We start from the raw sequence: 14,695 nt of genomic DNA, 5'->3' as shown, positions 1-14,695 counted from the left end.
ACGGAGATCGTTTCTGCTCGCCGCGCCGGAAAGTACCGCGAATGGCCTGGTGAAGCGCGGCGCCGATTTCTCTTCCAGGTTCGATGAAGCCGTACATGGACAGGTCCTTGCCATGCCCACGGACCACGCTTCCAATACTTCGGCCGACGATGTATCGTCCCGCGTATGGTCAAGCGAACCAGTGTGATGAGCGAGCCCACGTACTTCGTGCTGGCCGCGCTCCTGGACGGGCCGGTGCACGGCTACGGGATCATCAAGAGGGCGGAGGCGCAGTCGGACGGACGGGTCCGCCTGGCCGTCGGCACCCTCTACGGCGCACTCGACCGGCTGGCCCGCGACGGACTGGTCGTCGTGGACGGTGAAGAGACCGTCCAGGGGCGTCCGCGTCGCTACTACCGGCTGACCGAGGACGGGCGCTCGGCCGTCACACGGGAGGCCCGGCGGTTGCAGCAGGCCGCCCAGGTCGTCATGGGCCGTACCTCCCCTCTGACGGGAGACGCCCGAGCATGAGCGGAGCATTCACCGAACGCTGGTACCGGCTGTTCCTGCGGGCGTTCCCACCGGATCACCGCGCCGAGTACGGCGCCGAGATCCTCGGCACGTTGCTGAACGACACCCCACGCCGCCATCCCTGGCCACGGGAGACAGCCGGACTCCTCACCGCGGGCTTGACCGCGAGGGCCCGCGCGACCGCCGGGCCGTGGTGGGCGGACGGCGTACAACTCGGCCTGTCCATGCTGGCGCTCGCCAATCTGGCGTACGGCATCGCCGACCACGCCTCTCCCGGCTGGCTGGCCATCTCGGCACTGCTCGCCGTGGCGTTGCTGCGCGGCTGGACACTGGCGGTCCTGCCGCTCGCCCTGGCCGTGGCGTTCTCCACCGGCCGGGCCATGCTCGTGGGCCCGGAGGCGACGGCCTGGTCGTCGCAGTTCCTGGGACCGGCGTACCACAACTGGGTTTCGCTGGCCCCCTACGGCGTACTGGCGATCGGGGCCATCGCGCTCGCGGCGGGCCGTCCCCGGGATCTGCGTGTGCGGCCACTGTGGTGGCTGGTGATTCCCGCGGCCGCCCTGGCGCTCGTCCACCTGTTCGGGATCCGCGAGTACGGCGAGACATGGCAACTGGTCAGGGCGGGCACCGAGAGCATCCTCCTGCTCGCCGGAGTACTGGCCACCGCGGTCGCGCGCACCCCACGCTGGGCACTGGCCGCGGCCATCTACGTTCTGCCAGGCGCGATCACCCCGCTCACCGACCCGCCGTCGAGCACACAGATCTTCGGCTACTGGTTGATCCTCACCGGGCTCCTGCTCGCCATGGCTGCGACGGCATGGCGTCCCCAGCCCGTCCCCACGGCACGCCATCCGCAATAGCCGAAGCACGACACGACAGGCATCACCGTCCGGAACCCGCGTACAGCAGGCGGCGGATGGCCGACAGGTCTCCCACGACGGTGATGCTGCCGTCGTCACACTTCTTTTCGAGCGCGGACGGGTCGGCCAGCAGGGTGCTGAGAGTCTTGGGCTCCGCGCGGAGTGAGGCGTCCGCCGTCGTCGTCTCCCCGGCCTGCACCTGAAGCCGCCCGTCCGCCAGTCGCACCGTCCAGACCCGTCCTCCGAGTTCCAGCCTGCACACCGTGGGCGGTGCGGTGGGGTCGGGCCGGGCGGCGTCCTCCAGGTAGATCAGCACGGAGCTGGCGCTGAGCGCGGCCGGTTCGGGCGGCTGGGGCGCGTCGATCCCCCAGGTGCCCAGGGCCCGCACGATCGGTTCCAGCTTCCGGCCCCATTCGGTCAGCTCGTAGACCTTCGGGCCTTCCGCGTCCGCCGGTCCATGGCGGATCACTCCCCGGTTCTCCAGTTCCCGGAGCCGGTCGGCGAGCACGTTCGAGCTGACGTTGGGCAGGGCCTGCCGCAACTCCGAGAACCGTTGGGGCGTCAGGAGCAGCTCGCGGACGATCAGCAGCGCCCAACGCTCCCCGACGACGTCGAGGGCCCGCGCGATCCCGCATGAGTCCCAGTAGCTGCGACTGGTCGGCATGGTTCACACTCCTCCTCCCGTACGATCCTAAACTATCATCGAGTCTAGTTGTTTTTAACAACCAACTCTGGTTACTCTTTGTCGACCGCGGTCGCGCCGATCGGGCCGGCCGCGAGCGGACGGGAGGAAGCATGTTGCTGCTCAAGGACAAGAACGCCGTGATCTATGGGGGTGGAGGCGCCATCGGCGGCGCCGTCGCCAGGGTCTTCGCCCGGGAAGGCGCGCGGGTCTTCGTCGCCGGACGGACGCGGGCGAAGCTCGACGCCGTGGCGCGTGACATCGACCTGGAAGGCGGGACCGTCGAGACCGCGCGGGTCGACGTCCTCGATCAGGAGGCGGTCGAGAAGCACGCCGCCGCGGTCGCCGCGTCGGCCGGCGGCATCGACATCGCTCTCAACGCGGTCAGCGTCATGCACGACCAGGGGACATCGCTGGCGGACCTGACACTGGACGAGTTCATGCGACCGATCGACGGCTTCCTGCGGGCGCTGTTCAACACCAGCAAGGCCGTGGCACCGCACATGGGACGCGAGCGTCCCGGCGTCATATTGACCCTGTCAGAGCCGGGCTCCAAGTTGGCCGTCGGCGGCATTTTGGGGCATGCGGTGAGCGCGGCCGGTAAGGAGGCGTTCTCCCGGATCCTGGCCGCGGAGTTGGCCCCCGCCGGTATCCGGGTGATCGGCATACGCCCGCATGCCGTCGCCGATGCGCCCGCGGCGGGTTCCTACACCAAGGACCTTTTCCGGCCGACCGCGGAAGCGGCCGGGCAGTCGGTGCAGGAATTCCTGGAAGGCGGGCTCGCGCAGGGAACGCTGCTGAAGCGGCTGCCCTCGCTTTCCGAGATCGCGGAGACCGCGGCATTCCTGGCTTCGGATCGGGCGGGCGTCGTGACCGGGACGACCGTCAATCTCTCCGGCGGCGCACTTGTCGACTGAGTTCCGAGCCTGCGGACGCTGACAATCAACCGAGGAGATTCGATATGACGACTCTGAAGCCCGCGAGCATGTTGCTCGGCACGACCCGTCCGGCGGAGCTGAGGGCCTGGTACATCAAGGCGCTGGCACCCGAGTTCACCGGTGAGGGCCCGATCGACCTGGGCGGCTTCCTGCTGGTCATCGACGGGCGCGAGGACGTCTCGGCGAAGAACGACCAACCCGGTCGCACGATCATCAACTTCGACGTCGACGACTTCGACGCCGAACAGGCCCGGCTGACCACGGCCGGCGTGGAATGGATCTCGGTCGAGGAGCGGGAGAAGGGCAAGTTCGGCACGTTCGCCGATCCCGACGGAAATTACCTGCAGATCATCGAATGGAGGAAAGATGGCTGAGTCCAGACGCCACCGGCAGACGGCGCCGAGTCCGGCCAGGTCCAATCTGGCTCTGGCCACGCTGTTCTTGGGAATGTTCGTGCTGGGCAGCGGCGAACTGCTCGTGGTCGGCGTGCTGGACCGGATCGCCGCCGACTTCCACGTCACCATCGCCGCGACCGGCACCCTGGTGACCGTGTACGCGCTGGGCCTCGCCATCGGTGGCCCGATTCTGACCGCGCTGACCATCAGGATGGAGAAGAAGACCGTCCTCGGCGGCGCGGTCGCCTTGTTCGTCGTGTGCAACCTGGTCGCGGCGCTGACCCATTCCTACGCCCTGTTCCTCGTGCTGCGCTTCCTCATCGGCGCGTTGCAGGGCCTGTTCATCGCCGGTGCGTTCATGGCGGCCGTGGTGGTCGTCCCGGCGGAGCGCATCGGCAAGGCGATCGGGATCGTCATCTCCGGTGTCGCGATGGCGGGGGCGCTCGGGGTGCCGCTGGGGACGCTGGTCGGCCAGACCCTCGGCTGGCGCGGATCGTTCATGGCGATCGTGGCGGGCGCCGTGGTGGTGCTGGTCGGGACGGTGGCGCTGATCCCGACCGTGCCGCCCGCCGGTGCCGGCGCCGCCCACCAGGCCAGGTACGCGTTCGCCCCTCGGGTGCTCGCCGTGCTGTTCCTCAACTTCATCGTGTTCTCGGCGATCTTCGCGACGTTGACCTACCTCGTGCCGTTCCTGCGGGACGTCACCGGCGTCACGGGCGCGATGCTGAGCGTGTTCCTGCTGGCCTACGGCGCGGCCACGGCCGTGGGCTCGTTCGGCGGCGGCAGGTTCGCCGACCGGAACGCCGGACGCGCCCTGATCGTCGGCTCCGTCGGCATCGCGGTCAGTCTGCTGGTGCTCTACCTCGTCGGATCGATCGCGTGGCTCGTCGCGATCGTGCTGCTCGCCTTCGGCCTCTGCTTCTACAGCATCGTGCCCTCCCTTCAGGTCCGGGTGATCGCCCTGGCGGGGCCCGGGGGCCAGCTCGCGCAGTCGTTGCCGGTCTCCGCGGCCAACATCGGTATCGCCTTCGGGGCGTTCGCCGGTGGTGTCGCGATCGACAAGTACGGCGCGACCGCCCCGGTGATCACCGGGCTGGTCATCGCCGTGGTCACGATCCCGGTCGCCTGGGCGACCGGCTTCCTGAAGCCGCCGGTGGACGCCGCGCCCGCCGGTGAGGCGACCCCGGCGCAACCGGCGTCCGCGACCTCGCCGCAGGCAACACCATGATCAAGTGCGGCTCCCCACATCGCGGAACCGATCACGCGGGCGGATCGTCGCAGGGTTTCATGGTCGTTCAAGGACGAAGGACGCGATGACTCACTTTCCTCGACTGCCCGCACCGGCCGATCTCGTCGCCGCCGGACCCACCGGCGCCAAGAAGATGTTGACCAGGGCCGCGGAGCCGTTGCCCGCCGCCGAGTTGGCACTGTTCTTCGAGCAGGCCTGCCGGGAACTGGTGCGGGCGGGCGAGAGCGAGCTCGCGTACTGGGCGTTCGGGCAGGCGCGGAAGGTCGAGAAGAACCATCCCGCGCTGCTCGACCTCGACCGGGTGCAGGACGTCTTCCTCGAACTGGTGCCCGCGGGCGGCGTCGGACCGGCCGCGTTGCGCGACTACGCCAAGCTGCTCGCCGCGGAGCTGCCGGGCGAGGAGGCCCACGCCCGGTTCCGCGCGGTGATCTGCGCGGGATTCGACGCCGGGCTCGTCCCGTACGCCCGGATCTTTCCGGACCTGCGGACGCTGGCCCGTGGCGCGAAGATCAAGAAGCGGGACGAGGAGGCGTTCCTCGCCGAGCGGCTGCTGCGCGCCGGGCTCGTGCCCATCGCGTCCCACCAGGTCTGGGCGGCCGCCCGGGAGCCGCTCGCGGCGGTGGCCGGACGGGACGACGACCTGATGAAGCTGCTGATCGCCGCAGAGCCCGACCGTGCCAGGCACGAGGAGGAGAGCGGCGAGGAGGTCGCCGAGAAGATCCGGCAGATGTGGCTGGAGTGCCTGGCCGAGAGCGGAGCGGGCGCGCACCTGCCGGCGGCGTGGTTCGGCACCACGGGGCGAGGGTGCGCGGCCGCCGTTCTGCTGCGACTCGTCGACCAGGCCGGGGATCGCCTGTTCCCGGGGGCCGAGGTGGTGGTCGGCGAGGAGACGGATCCGGCGGTTCCGCCTCCCGACCACCGGCACATCATTCCCCAGAGTGAGTTCAACTCTGACGCGCCCCGCTGGTGGGCGTCGGACTTCGACATCGGGCGGCTGGCCGCGGACGTGGCGTCCGGACCGGAAGGACGCGAGCGTTTCGCCAGTTTGCTGGACGCGTTCGTCCGCGACCTCGGGTACTTCGGCAACGTCGACTACGCGGCCACGGTGAAAGCGCTGTGGGACCTGCCGGAGATTCGGGAGGTGTTGCTCGAAACCGTTGATGCCTGGGCGGCTGACGCGGGCCGCCGTGACCTTCCCTTCCTGCACAACGCCTTGCGCCAGTTGGTGCGGATCACCGGGCCCGGCGGTCTTCTTGAGCTGGAGCCGAACGTCCTTGAATCCGCTGAGCCTGCCGATCCCGTGGACGCGCTGCTGGCGGCCCTGCGCGGAGGGATTCCCGCCGAACTGGGCGTGCCCGGAAATGGTGTGCCGCACAAGTCTCCGAAAGCCGGCCGGACGATCATCCAGCACCTCGGGTATCTCACCATCACGGAACGTTCCTGGCACGCCTACGCGTCCGTCAGCGGCGACGACAGCTTGATGGTGAAGCTTCCCCAGCTCCCCGACGGGCTGCTGCCCTGGTATGACGGCACGACCGGCCTCCTGTCACGGATCAAGGACGGCCGCTGGCAGACGTTCCGCGTCGAGGGGCAGACGGGCGAGACCGTCGCGCTGACCTTGGACCCCGAGGCCGCCACCGCACGACCCCAGGCACCGGGAGCCGCCGAGGTGACGTTCCCGGGCGCCGCCGGGCCGAACGAGGTCCGGTTGAACCGGGGCGAGATCACCGTCATCGCGCCCGACGGGACCCGCACGGCCCGGTTGCCCTACTCGCCGGTGATGAGCGGGAAGGGTGGACTCGTGCCGCCGCCCGGGTGGTGGGCGCGGCGAGACCCGGCGGACCCGGACGGCTCGGCCGCGCTGCGGCTTCTCGACCGGGAGGGCGCGGCGCGGCTGCTGGAGGCGACGCTGACCGGACCGGGCGCGGCGACCGACGCGCTGGCGGCCGTGCTGCCCGAGGTGACCGGTCCGGCTCTCCGGGACGGTGTCCTCGAAGCGGCCCGTATGGCGGTCGAGTGCCTCCTCCTCGGCATCGAGTTGCGTGCCCGGATCGGCCGTCCACAGCCTTCGGGGCTTCCTGGGCTGGTCTCGGCGGCTCCCGATCTTCCCTTCGCGCCCACCATGGCGAAGACGAGGTGGCTCGTGCGCCAGCGGCTTCTGGCCCGCGCGTTGGAATCGGCGGCGACCGATGAGCCCACGACCGAACGGCCCTACCTCGTCCGGACGGTCTCCCTGCCACCCGGTGGGCATGTGGGCGCCGGGATGGAAACCCTGGCGGGCTACGCGCTCCCGGCCGTCCTGCCGTGGACGTCTGACGCGCAGCGCGAAGAGATCCTCGATGTTCTGCGCCTGTGGGCCAACGCTCCGATGGGTGATGGCACGGCCGCCTTCCGAGTACTGCGTTTCACCCCGGCTGGTGGCGACGGGCAGTCCGACGCCGAACGCCAGATGGTCGACAGGGAACTGGAACAGCAGGCTCCCGGACAGCTCTGGCGCACCCCGAACGGGGCCCTGCGGATCTCGGGTTACCAGCGGCACGATCGGACCGCGACGGCCGTGGAGTACGCGCCCGGCGGAACCTTCCACCCGATCGAACTGCCCGGCTGGCAGACGACCAAGGCCTCCGTTCCCTGCTGGGGCACCGCCGACCGCGTCGTCCGGCTCCTGCGGTTGCTGGCCGAGCGCGGCCCGGCACCGATCGACGCCGCCGCCACCGTGCGCGACCTGGCGGAACGTACGGGTCTGGGGTCGGCGGACGCCGTCGCGGTCTGCAAGTTCCCCGCTGATGTCCTGGGCGACGATGTCCCCACGACCGGCGCCGCGATTTCTTACCCGATGCGGGACGCGCTGCGGGAACGCCTGCTGCCCGGCGACCCCGCCGACCTCTGGACCACCGGCCTCGCCGTGGAAGCGGCGGCCGACTGGTGGCGCGACCACGGGGAGGCTCCCCCACTGTCGTGACGCCCGCGCGGTGTGGGTGCCGAAATCACCTACTGGACGTCCTCACTTACCGGGCCCGACCTTCGTTGCTATACCGGAGAAGTGCTTTCCCTGGAGTATGCCCGCGAAGTCGCCGACGCGATTCTTTATGAGGGGTATCTCCTTTATCCCTATCGCCGTTCGTCGGGCAAGAACCGCGTGCGCTGGCAGTTCGGGGTGGTCGTCCCGCCGGCGTGGGCGGAGGCGCAGGGACTGACCGACACGGGGGTGGCCGGGTCGATCGAGGCCCCGTGGCAGCAGACCGAATGCCTGCTTCGGGCAATTCCGGACGAGACAGTCCACTGCCAGGTCCGGTTTCTCCAGCTTCAGCGTAAAACCGTGGAAGAACGGCTGGCCGATGGCTCCTACCGCCCGGTCGACACGTTGTCTTCGGGCACACGGCTGGAGTTCGCCTTCGACGAGGCCCTGCCGCAACAGTTCGACCTGCGGTTCTCGTTGCGGGACGTCCTGGACGATGCCCGCGAGTTCGACGTCCAGGCCCCGGGCGGCCTGGACACCGGGCAGGTGACGGACGACGAGGGCCGCCCCCTCGGCCGTGTCCGGCGCCGGCGACACCCGGTGACGGCCACGGTGACGGTGTCGGCGTCCCGGGTCGGCGGCGACGACGAGCCGCGCGACGTCTACCGGCTGCGCGTCCGCGTGTCGAACACGGGCGCGATGACACCCCCGGAGGCGGCCCGCGACGAGGCGCTGGCGGAATCGCTGATCGCCTGCCATGTGCTGCTGAGCGTGGACGCGGGCTCGTTCGCGTCCGCCCTGGATCCGCCGGAATGGGCCGGGGCGGCTGTCGAGGAGTGCGCCAACGTCCACACGTTCCCCGTGCTGGCGGGCCCGCCAGGGGACGATCACGTGGTCCTCTCCTCCCCGATCCTGCTGTACGACCACCCCCGGGTCGCGCCGGAGAGCCCCGGTGACCTGCACGACGCGACGGAGATCGACGAGATCCTCTCCTTGCGCACGCTGACGCTGACCGACGCGGAGAAGCGCGAGGCCCGCGCCACCGATCCGCGGGCCGCCGAGATCCTGGACCGGACGGAGTCGATGCCGCCGGAGGTCTTCGCGCGCCTGCACGGCGCCGTCCGGTCGCTGCGGCCCGCGGCGGGCGCCGACCCGGAGCCGCCGGGGAACGGCGTCGTCGTGGTCGCGGGCGTGCCCGTCCGGCGGGGAAGCCGGGTGCGGCTGCGCCCGCGCAAGCAGGGCGTCGATCCGCAGGACAGGTTCCTCGACGGCAGAACCGCGCAGGTCGAGGCGGTGCTCAGCGACGTGGACGACGCCACGCACCTCGCGGTCACGGTGGAGGACGACCCCGCCGCCGACCTCAACCGGTGGTACGGACGCTTCCGCTACTTCTCCCCTGCCGAGGTGGAGCCCCTGCCCGCGGAGGCGGAGCGATGAGCGGGGCGGACCGGCGGGTCCTGGTGGCGGGCATCGGGAACGTGTTCCTCGGCGACGACGGATTCGGCGTGGAGGTCGTCCGGCGGATGGACGGCTCCGTGCTCCCCGCGAACGTCGAGGTCGCCGACTACGGCGTCCGCGGCGTCCACCTGGCGTACGAGGTCCTGGACGGCCGGCACGACGTCCTGATCATGGTGGACGCCGTGCCCGTCGAAGGCCCGCCCGGCACCCTCGCCGTCATCGAGGTGGACGCGGCGACGGTCGACGGCACGGAGACCGGCGCGGACCCCGAGGATCCGCTCGGCCCACCGGCGGTCGACGGGCACGGAATGCACCCCGTGGCCGTACTGCGGCTGCTCCGCCGGCTCGGCGGCGACCTGCCCCGCGTGTTCGTGGTGGGCTGCCGTCCCGCCGTCGTCGACGAGCGCATGGAGCTTTCGGAGCCCGTGCGCGCCGCCGTGGACGAGGCCGTCCGCATGGTGACCGAACTGGCGTGCGACGAGGCCGCACACGACAAGACCGCGAGCACGGATTCGGAGCGGACGCATGCATGAACTGGGAATGTGCGAGGCCATCGTCGAAGCCGCCGTGCGGCGGGCGGGAGACCGGAAGGTACGCGCCATGCGGGTCCGCGTCGGCGGGCACCCGGTCGACCCCGAGGTGATCGAGCAGGGCGTGCGGATGGCCGCGCTCGGCACCGTGGCCGAGGGCGCGGGCGTCGACCTCGTGCTGGAGCCGCTTCGGGTCCACTGCCGCCGCTGCCGCGCGGAGACACCGGTGAACAGCGCCGTGGCCCTGGCCGCGTGCCCGGCGTGCGGCGCCGTGGACGTGACGAGCGCGGGCCACGAAAACGTCGTCCTGGAGTCGATCACCGTGGACGCTCCCGCCGGAGAGGCCGCCGACGGCGTCGCCGACCGGAACGTCCAGCACACCCCGGACAGGAGGAGGTAGGGCATGACGAGCGCGGAGGGAATCGACGAAATCCACATCCTGTGGATATCCGAGGGGATGAGCTGCGACGGCGACACCGTGTCGATCACGGCCTCCAGCCAGCCGGCCATCGAGGACGTGGTGAACGGCCTGATCCCCGGCCTGCCGAAGGTGCACCTGTACAACAAGGTGCTCTCGCCGACGCTGGGCGGCGAAGAGTTCCTGGCCCCGTTCCGGGCGGCGGTGAAGGGCGAACTGGAGCCGTTCATCTTCGTCCTGGAGGGCTCGGTGCCCAACGAGAAGATCAACGGGGACGGCTACTGGTCGTCGTTCGGCAACGACCAGGACACCGGCGAACCGCTGACGCTGAACTGGTGGATCGACCGGCTGGCGCCGAAGGCGTGGGCGGTCGTCACCGCGGGCACCTGCGCCGCCTACGGCGGGATCCACGCGATGGCGGGCAACCCGACCGGGTGCATGGGCCTCGCCGACTACCTCGGCTGGGACTTCAGGTCCGCGGGCGGGCTGCCGATCGTCAACGTGCCCGGATGCCCCGTCCAGCCCGAGAACTTCATGGAGACGCTGACCTGGGTGCTGTACCACGCCGCGGGTGACGCTCCCCCGCCGCCGCTGGACGACAAGCTCCGCCCCCAATGGATGTTCGGCAAGACCGTCCACGAGGGCTGCGACCGCGCCGCCTACTACGAGCAGGCCGACTTCTCCAAGGACTACAACTCGCCGAAGTGCCAGGTGAAGATCGGCTGCTGGGGGCCGGTGGTGAACTGCAACGTCCCCAAGCGCGGCTGGATGGGCGGCATCGGCGGCTGCCCGAACGTGGGCGGCATCTGCATCGGCTGCACCATGCCGGGCTTCCCGGACAAGTTCATGCCGTTCATGGACGCGCCGCCCGGCGGCAGCCTCTCGACCACGCTCATCAAGCCGTACGGAACCTTCATCCGCCGGATGCGCGGCATCACCAACGTCACGGCGAACAAGGAGCCGAAGTGGCATCACAACCGTGAGCTTCTGACCAGCGGCTACGACCCGCGCTGGCGGCCATAGCACGGATCGCAGGAGAGGACCGCACGGATGACAACGACCGAAAGGGCGCCCGCCGGGAGCGAACCGGGGCAACTCGTCGAGATGTCGTGGGACCCCATCACGCGCATCATCGGCAACCTGGGCATCTACACGAAGATCGACTTCGCGAACCGGCGGGTGGCCGAGTGCCACAGCACATCGTCGCTGTTCCGCGGCTACTCGGTGTTCATGAAGGGCAAGGACCCGCGGGACGCCGGGTTCATCACCAGCCGCATCTGCGGGATCTGCGGCGACAACCACACCACGTGCTCGGTGTACGCGCAGAACATGGCGTACGGCATCAAGAACCCACCGCTGGCCGAGTGGATCCTCAACCTCGGCGAGGCCGCCGAGTACATGTTCGACCACACGATCTTCCAGGACAACCTCGTCTTCGTCGACTTCTGCGAGGCGATGGTCAAGGACACCAACCCGTCCGTGCTGCGGCGGGCCAGGGACACCGAGGCGCCGAACGCGGCGGTGCACGGCTTCCGGACCATCGCGGAGATCATGGAGGCGTTCAACCCGTTCGAGGGCGCGGTCTACAAGGAGGCGCTCCAGGTCAGCCGCACCACACGGGAGATGTTCTGCCTGATGGAGGGCAGGCACGTGCACCCGTCGACGGTGTATCCGGGCGGTGTCGGCACGATGCCGACCCCGACGGTCTTCACCGACTACCTCTCCCGGCTGATGGACGTCATCGACTTCGTCAAGAAGGCCGTCGCGATGAACGACGACGTCTTCGACTTCTTCTACGAGGCGCTGCCCGGGTACGAGGAGGTCGGGCGCCGCCGCGTCATGCTCGGCTGCTGGGGAGCGTTCCAGGACCCGGCCGTCGTCGACTACAGGTACGAGACGATGAACCAGTGGGGCAAGGCGATGTTCGTCACCCCCGGGGTCGTCGTGGACGGCGAACTCCTCACCACCGACCTCGTCGACATCAATCTCGGCATCCGCATTCTGCTGGGCAGTTCCTTCTATGACGACTGGGTGAATGAAGAACCCTTCGTCACGCATGACCCGCTCGGGAATCCGGTGGACATGCGCCACCCGTGGAACCAGACCACGCTGCCGGTTCCGCAGAAGCGCGACTTCGACGACAAGTACAGCTGGGTGATGAGCCCGCGCTGGCTGCGTCCCGGGACCGACGAGCATCTAGCCCTGGACACGGGCGGCGGGCCGTTCGCGCGGCTCTACACAACCGCGCTGGCAAACCTGGTCGACACCCCGTACGTGAAATCGACCGGCTCCAGCGTGCAGATCTCACTGCCGAAGGGCCGGGACCTGCCGGAGACGACGCTGGAATGGCGTATCCCGCAGTGGTCCAACGCCCTCGAACGGAACCGGGCGCGCTCCTACTTCGTCGCCTACGCGGCGGCGATGGCGTTGCACTTCGTCGAGCAGGCGCTCGGCCTCGTCCGCGCGGGCGACACCAAGGTGTTCGAGGACTTCGAGGTGCCCGACGAGGCGATCGGGTGCGGGTTCCACGAGGCGGTCCGGGGCGTCCTGTCGCACCACCTCGTGATCCGGGACGGGAAGATCGCCAACTACCACCCGTATCCGCCGACGCCGTGGAACGGGAGCCCGCGCGACAGCTTCGGCACGCCCGGCCCGTACGAGGACGCCGTCCAGGACATGCCGATCTTCGAGGAGAACGGGCCGGACGACTTCCGGGGCGTCGACATCATGCGCGCCGTCCGCAGCTTCGACCCGTGCCTGCCCTGCGGCGTGCACATGTACCTCGGCGGAGGGCGGACGCTCCAGAAGCTGCATTCGCCGATGTTCGGATCGACGCATGGCTGATTCCGCCTCGGGTCCCGGCGCGCGCCGCCTCGACGGGGCGGCGATCGCCGGGCGGCTGGACCGCCTCGACGAGACACTCGGCACGCTGGAACAGACGCCCGGCGCGACCGCGAAGACGGCGCTGGACGCGGTGACCCTCCTCACCGAGGTGTACGGGGAGGCGCTGGCGCGGGTGATGGACCGCGTGTCGGGTGACGACCGCATCGTCGAGACGTTCCTTGACGACGAGCTCGTCGGTCATCTCCTCGTCCTGCACGGCGTCCACCCCGAACCCGTCGAACGGCGCGTCGCCCGCGCCCTGGACGCGCTCCGGCCGCGGCTCGGCCGCAAGGGCGCGGACGCGGAACTCGTCGAGGTCCGGGAGCGGACGGCCGAGGTCCGGTTGAGGGGCGGGGCGGGAGGCGGGTGCGGGTGCGGCGCCGAACCCGTCGAGGACGTGGTGCGGGAGGCCGTGCTGGCCGTGGCCCCCGAACTGGACGGCGTCCGCGTCACCGTCCCGGACGCTCCCGCGGCGGCGAAGGCGTTCGTGCCCGTCGAGGCGCTGCTGCGCCCTCCGGTGCCCGTGGACGGCGGCCCATGACGACCGGAGCGTTCAGCCGCGTGATCATGAGATCGTCCGCCCGGACGCGGGAGGACGGCGACAGGTGCGGCCTGTGCGACCTGCCCGTCGCGGACGGCCATGCCCACGTCCTCGACGAGCGCACCGGCGAACCCGAGTGCGCCTGCCGCGCCTGCGCCCTGCTCTTCGAGAAGGACGGGGCGGGATTCGGCCACTACCGGCTCGTGCCGGCCCGCAGGATCCGGCTGACCGGCGTCGCGTCCGCTGATCTGGGCGTTCCCGTGCGGCTCGCGTTCTTCACGCTCGGGCCGGACGGCGTCGTCACCGCCCGGTACCCCGGTCCGATGGGCGCCGCCACCTGGACGGTGGACCCGTCCGCCTGGAAGACCGTCACCGCCCGGAACCCGGATCTGGCCTCGATGCGACCCGCGGTCGAGGCCCTGCTCATCAGCTCGGTCGGCGAGACGGACGAGCAGTGGATCGTCCCGATCGACGACTGCTACCGGCTCGTCGCCGTCATCAAGGAAGCGTGGTCGGGACTGTCCGGAGGAGACCGCGTGTGGAAGGACGTGGAGGCGTTCTTCACCCGGCTGCGCGAGTCACGAGAGGAAAGGTAGCCATGGCGGAAATCCGTACCGGTAAGCCCGACGTCGCGCCCGACACACCTTCGCACACCAAGGGCGTGCGGCAGGGCAACGAGAAAAGCGCCTACGCCAACGAGGTCGGGCACCACGAGGACGGCACCGCCGACTCGCGGCGGTCGACCGGCATCCGGCCCAAGAAGCGGGACCCGATCCTGCCGGTCATGCCGAACCTGCCACCCGGCTGACCCGGGCCGATCCCGCGTCCTGAGAGGAGAGACGACATGCGGAAAATGCGAATCGTGGTGGCCTGTGTGGTCACCGCCGGACTGGTGACCCTGATCTACAGGGAGATCCCGGCGATGCGCCGCTACCTCAAGATCGAGCGAATGTGAGCGGGAAGGGCGGCACGGCGGATGTGTCTCGGCATTCCCGGTGAGATCGTCGAACTCTCGGCCGACCGTGACGACCTCGCCATGGTCGAGGTCGCCGGGGTCCGGCGGGCGGTCAACACCGGCCTGCTCGGGCCGGGCGAGGTGCGTCCCGGCGACTGGGTGCTCGTCCATGTCGGCTTCGCCATGTCGAAGATCGACGAGGCGGAGGCCGCGGCGACGCTCGAACTGCTGCGGGGGCTCGGCAGCGCCTACACCGACGAACTGGAGGCGCTGGCGAGCTCCGACATCACCTGAGTCCCGAAATCGACCGAGAGGCG

At 70.1% G+C, this 14,695-nt stretch carries 17 protein-coding genes; 16 read left to right on the top strand and 1 reads right to left on the bottom strand.

The window, feature by feature from the left end:
• The first annotated feature begins 165 nt into the window (after nt 1–165).
• Both D0T12_RS04295 and D0T12_RS04290 read left to right on the top strand, forming a co-directional pair.
• Entirely contained in the window at nt 166–510 is a 345-nt protein-coding gene (locus D0T12_RS04295) for a PadR family transcriptional regulator (protein WP_233525836.1), read from the top strand.
• Nucleotides 507–1,370, top strand: a complete 864-nt coding sequence (locus tag D0T12_RS04290; protein ID WP_117397897.1) for a hypothetical protein — start codon at nt 507–509, stop codon at nt 1,368–1,370. The genes D0T12_RS04295 and D0T12_RS04290 overlap by 4 nt, the downstream gene beginning before the upstream one ends.
• A 22-nt stretch (nt 1,371–1,392) precedes the next feature.
• Here D0T12_RS04290 and D0T12_RS04285 read toward each other — a convergent pair whose 3' ends face one another.
• The gene (locus D0T12_RS04285) at nt 1,393–2,034 is read right to left on the bottom strand and encodes a winged helix-turn-helix transcriptional regulator (RefSeq protein ID WP_117397896.1); all 642 of its coding nucleotides are present in this window, start codon (nt 2,032–2,034) and stop codon (nt 1,393–1,395) included.
• A gap of 131 nt (nt 2,035–2,165) precedes the next feature.
• On the opposite strand from D0T12_RS04285, the gene D0T12_RS04280 reads away from it, so the two are divergent.
• From D0T12_RS04280 to D0T12_RS04220, 14 genes are all read left to right on the top strand, one after another.
• A complete protein-coding gene (locus D0T12_RS04280; protein ID WP_117397895.1) occupies nt 2,166–2,969 on the top strand; it encodes an SDR family NAD(P)-dependent oxidoreductase in 804 nt (267 codons plus the stop codon).
• Between the two features lie 44 nt (nt 2,970–3,013).
• Nucleotides 3,014–3,364, top strand: coding sequence for a VOC family protein (locus tag D0T12_RS04275; RefSeq protein ID WP_117397894.1), 351 nt, complete (start codon nt 3,014–3,016; stop codon nt 3,362–3,364).
• Nucleotides 3,357–4,613, top strand: coding sequence for an MFS transporter (locus D0T12_RS04270; RefSeq protein ID WP_117397893.1), 1,257 nt, complete (start codon nt 3,357–3,359; stop codon nt 4,611–4,613). Before D0T12_RS04275 ends, D0T12_RS04270 begins: the two co-directional genes overlap by 8 nt.
• 85 nt (nt 4,614–4,698) lie before the next feature.
• A complete protein-coding gene (locus tag D0T12_RS04265; protein ID WP_117397892.1) occupies nt 4,699–7,596 on the top strand; it encodes a hypothetical protein in 2,898 nt (965 codons plus the stop codon).
• A gap of 81 nt (nt 7,597–7,677) precedes the next feature.
• Nucleotides 7,678–9,030: a hypothetical protein gene (locus tag D0T12_RS04260; protein ID WP_117397891.1), complete on the top strand. Its 1,353-nt coding sequence runs from the start codon at nt 7,678–7,680 to the stop codon at nt 9,028–9,030.
• A complete protein-coding gene (locus D0T12_RS04255) occupies nt 9,027–9,584 on the top strand; it encodes a hydrogenase maturation protease (protein WP_117397890.1) in 558 nt (185 codons plus the stop codon). Before D0T12_RS04260 ends, D0T12_RS04255 begins: the two co-directional genes overlap by 4 nt.
• Nucleotides 9,577–9,981 carry a hydrogenase maturation nickel metallochaperone HypA/HybF gene (locus D0T12_RS04250; protein ID WP_117397889.1) on the top strand — a complete coding sequence of 135 codons (405 nt, stop codon included), beginning with the start codon at nt 9,577–9,579 and terminating at the stop codon, nt 9,979–9,981. Before D0T12_RS04255 ends, D0T12_RS04250 begins: the two co-directional genes overlap by 8 nt.
• 3 nt (nt 9,982–9,984) lie before the next feature.
• On the top strand, nt 9,985–11,022 hold the full coding sequence (locus tag D0T12_RS04245; RefSeq protein ID WP_117397888.1) for an NADH-quinone oxidoreductase subunit B family protein: 1,038 nt from the start codon (nt 9,985–9,987) through the stop codon (nt 11,020–11,022).
• A 27-nt stretch (nt 11,023–11,049) separates the two neighbouring features.
• Nucleotides 11,050–12,843: a nickel-dependent hydrogenase large subunit gene (locus D0T12_RS04240; protein ID WP_117397887.1), complete on the top strand. Its 1,794-nt coding sequence runs from the start codon at nt 11,050–11,052 to the stop codon at nt 12,841–12,843.
• Nucleotides 12,836–13,423 (top strand): NifU family protein, encoded by a 588-nt coding sequence (locus D0T12_RS04235; protein ID WP_117397886.1) that lies wholly within the window; start codon nt 12,836–12,838, stop codon nt 13,421–13,423. Before D0T12_RS04240 ends, D0T12_RS04235 begins: the two co-directional genes overlap by 8 nt.
• A complete protein-coding gene (locus tag D0T12_RS04230; RefSeq protein WP_117397885.1) occupies nt 13,420–14,019 on the top strand; it encodes a DUF5947 family protein in 600 nt (199 codons plus the stop codon). The genes D0T12_RS04235 and D0T12_RS04230 overlap by 4 nt, the downstream gene beginning before the upstream one ends.
• A 2-nt stretch (nt 14,020–14,021) precedes the next feature.
• On the top strand, nt 14,022–14,231 hold the full coding sequence (locus D0T12_RS04225) for a hypothetical protein (protein WP_117397884.1): 210 nt from the start codon (nt 14,022–14,024) through the stop codon (nt 14,229–14,231).
• Nucleotides 14,232–14,267: 36 nt separating this feature from the next.
• Nucleotides 14,268–14,378 (top strand): DUF6893 family small protein, encoded by a 111-nt coding sequence (locus D0T12_RS37320; protein WP_407642032.1) that lies wholly within the window; start codon nt 14,268–14,270, stop codon nt 14,376–14,378.
• Between the two features lie 21 nt (nt 14,379–14,399).
• Nucleotides 14,400–14,672, top strand: coding sequence for a HypC/HybG/HupF family hydrogenase formation chaperone (locus D0T12_RS04220; RefSeq protein ID WP_117397883.1), 273 nt, complete (start codon nt 14,400–14,402; stop codon nt 14,670–14,672).
• The last annotated feature ends 23 nt before the right edge of the window (nt 14,673–14,695 follow it).

Origin of the sequence: Actinomadura spongiicola (assembly GCF_003432485.1) — a bacterium.
In the GTDB taxonomy this organism is placed as follows: Bacteria; Actinomycetota; Actinomycetes; order Streptosporangiales; family Streptosporangiaceae; genus Spirillospora; species Spirillospora spongiicola.
The sequence above is the reverse complement of the archived record's forward strand: the minus strand, read 5'-3'. Positions and strand labels throughout refer to the sequence as shown.

Bases quoted from the DNA above. Each gene is read 5' to 3' on its own strand.
- D0T12_RS04295 (WP_233525836.1), top strand. From the start codon at position 166: ATGGTCAAGCGAACCAGTGTGATGAGCGAGCCCACGTACTTCGTGCTG.
- D0T12_RS04290 (WP_117397897.1), top strand. From the start codon at position 507: ATGAGCGGAGCATTCACCGAACGCTGGTACCGGCTGTTCCTGCGGGCG.
- D0T12_RS04285 (WP_117397896.1), bottom strand. From the start codon at position 2,034: ATGCCGACCAGTCGCAGCTACTGGGACTCATGCGGGATCGCGCGGGCC.
- D0T12_RS04280 (WP_117397895.1), top strand. From the start codon at position 2,166: ATGTTGCTGCTCAAGGACAAGAACGCCGTGATCTATGGGGGTGGAGGC.
- D0T12_RS04275 (WP_117397894.1), top strand. From the start codon at position 3,014: ATGACGACTCTGAAGCCCGCGAGCATGTTGCTCGGCACGACCCGTCCG.
- D0T12_RS04270 (WP_117397893.1), top strand. From the start codon at position 3,357: ATGGCTGAGTCCAGACGCCACCGGCAGACGGCGCCGAGTCCGGCCAGG.
- D0T12_RS04265 (WP_117397892.1), top strand. From the start codon at position 4,699: ATGACTCACTTTCCTCGACTGCCCGCACCGGCCGATCTCGTCGCCGCC.
- D0T12_RS04255 (WP_117397890.1), top strand. From the start codon at position 9,027: ATGAGCGGGGCGGACCGGCGGGTCCTGGTGGCGGGCATCGGGAACGTG.
- D0T12_RS04250 (WP_117397889.1), top strand. From the start codon at position 9,577: ATGCATGAACTGGGAATGTGCGAGGCCATCGTCGAAGCCGCCGTGCGG.
- D0T12_RS04245 (WP_117397888.1), top strand. From the start codon at position 9,985: ATGACGAGCGCGGAGGGAATCGACGAAATCCACATCCTGTGGATATCC.
- D0T12_RS04240 (WP_117397887.1), top strand. From the start codon at position 11,050: ATGACAACGACCGAAAGGGCGCCCGCCGGGAGCGAACCGGGGCAACTC.
- D0T12_RS04235 (WP_117397886.1), top strand. From the start codon at position 12,836: ATGGCTGATTCCGCCTCGGGTCCCGGCGCGCGCCGCCTCGACGGGGCG.
- D0T12_RS04230 (WP_117397885.1), top strand. From the start codon at position 13,420: ATGACGACCGGAGCGTTCAGCCGCGTGATCATGAGATCGTCCGCCCGG.
- D0T12_RS04225 (WP_117397884.1), top strand. From the start codon at position 14,022: ATGGCGGAAATCCGTACCGGTAAGCCCGACGTCGCGCCCGACACACCT.
- D0T12_RS37320 (WP_407642032.1), top strand. From the start codon at position 14,268: ATGCGGAAAATGCGAATCGTGGTGGCCTGTGTGGTCACCGCCGGACTG.
- D0T12_RS04220 (WP_117397883.1), top strand. From the start codon at position 14,400: ATGTGTCTCGGCATTCCCGGTGAGATCGTCGAACTCTCGGCCGACCGT.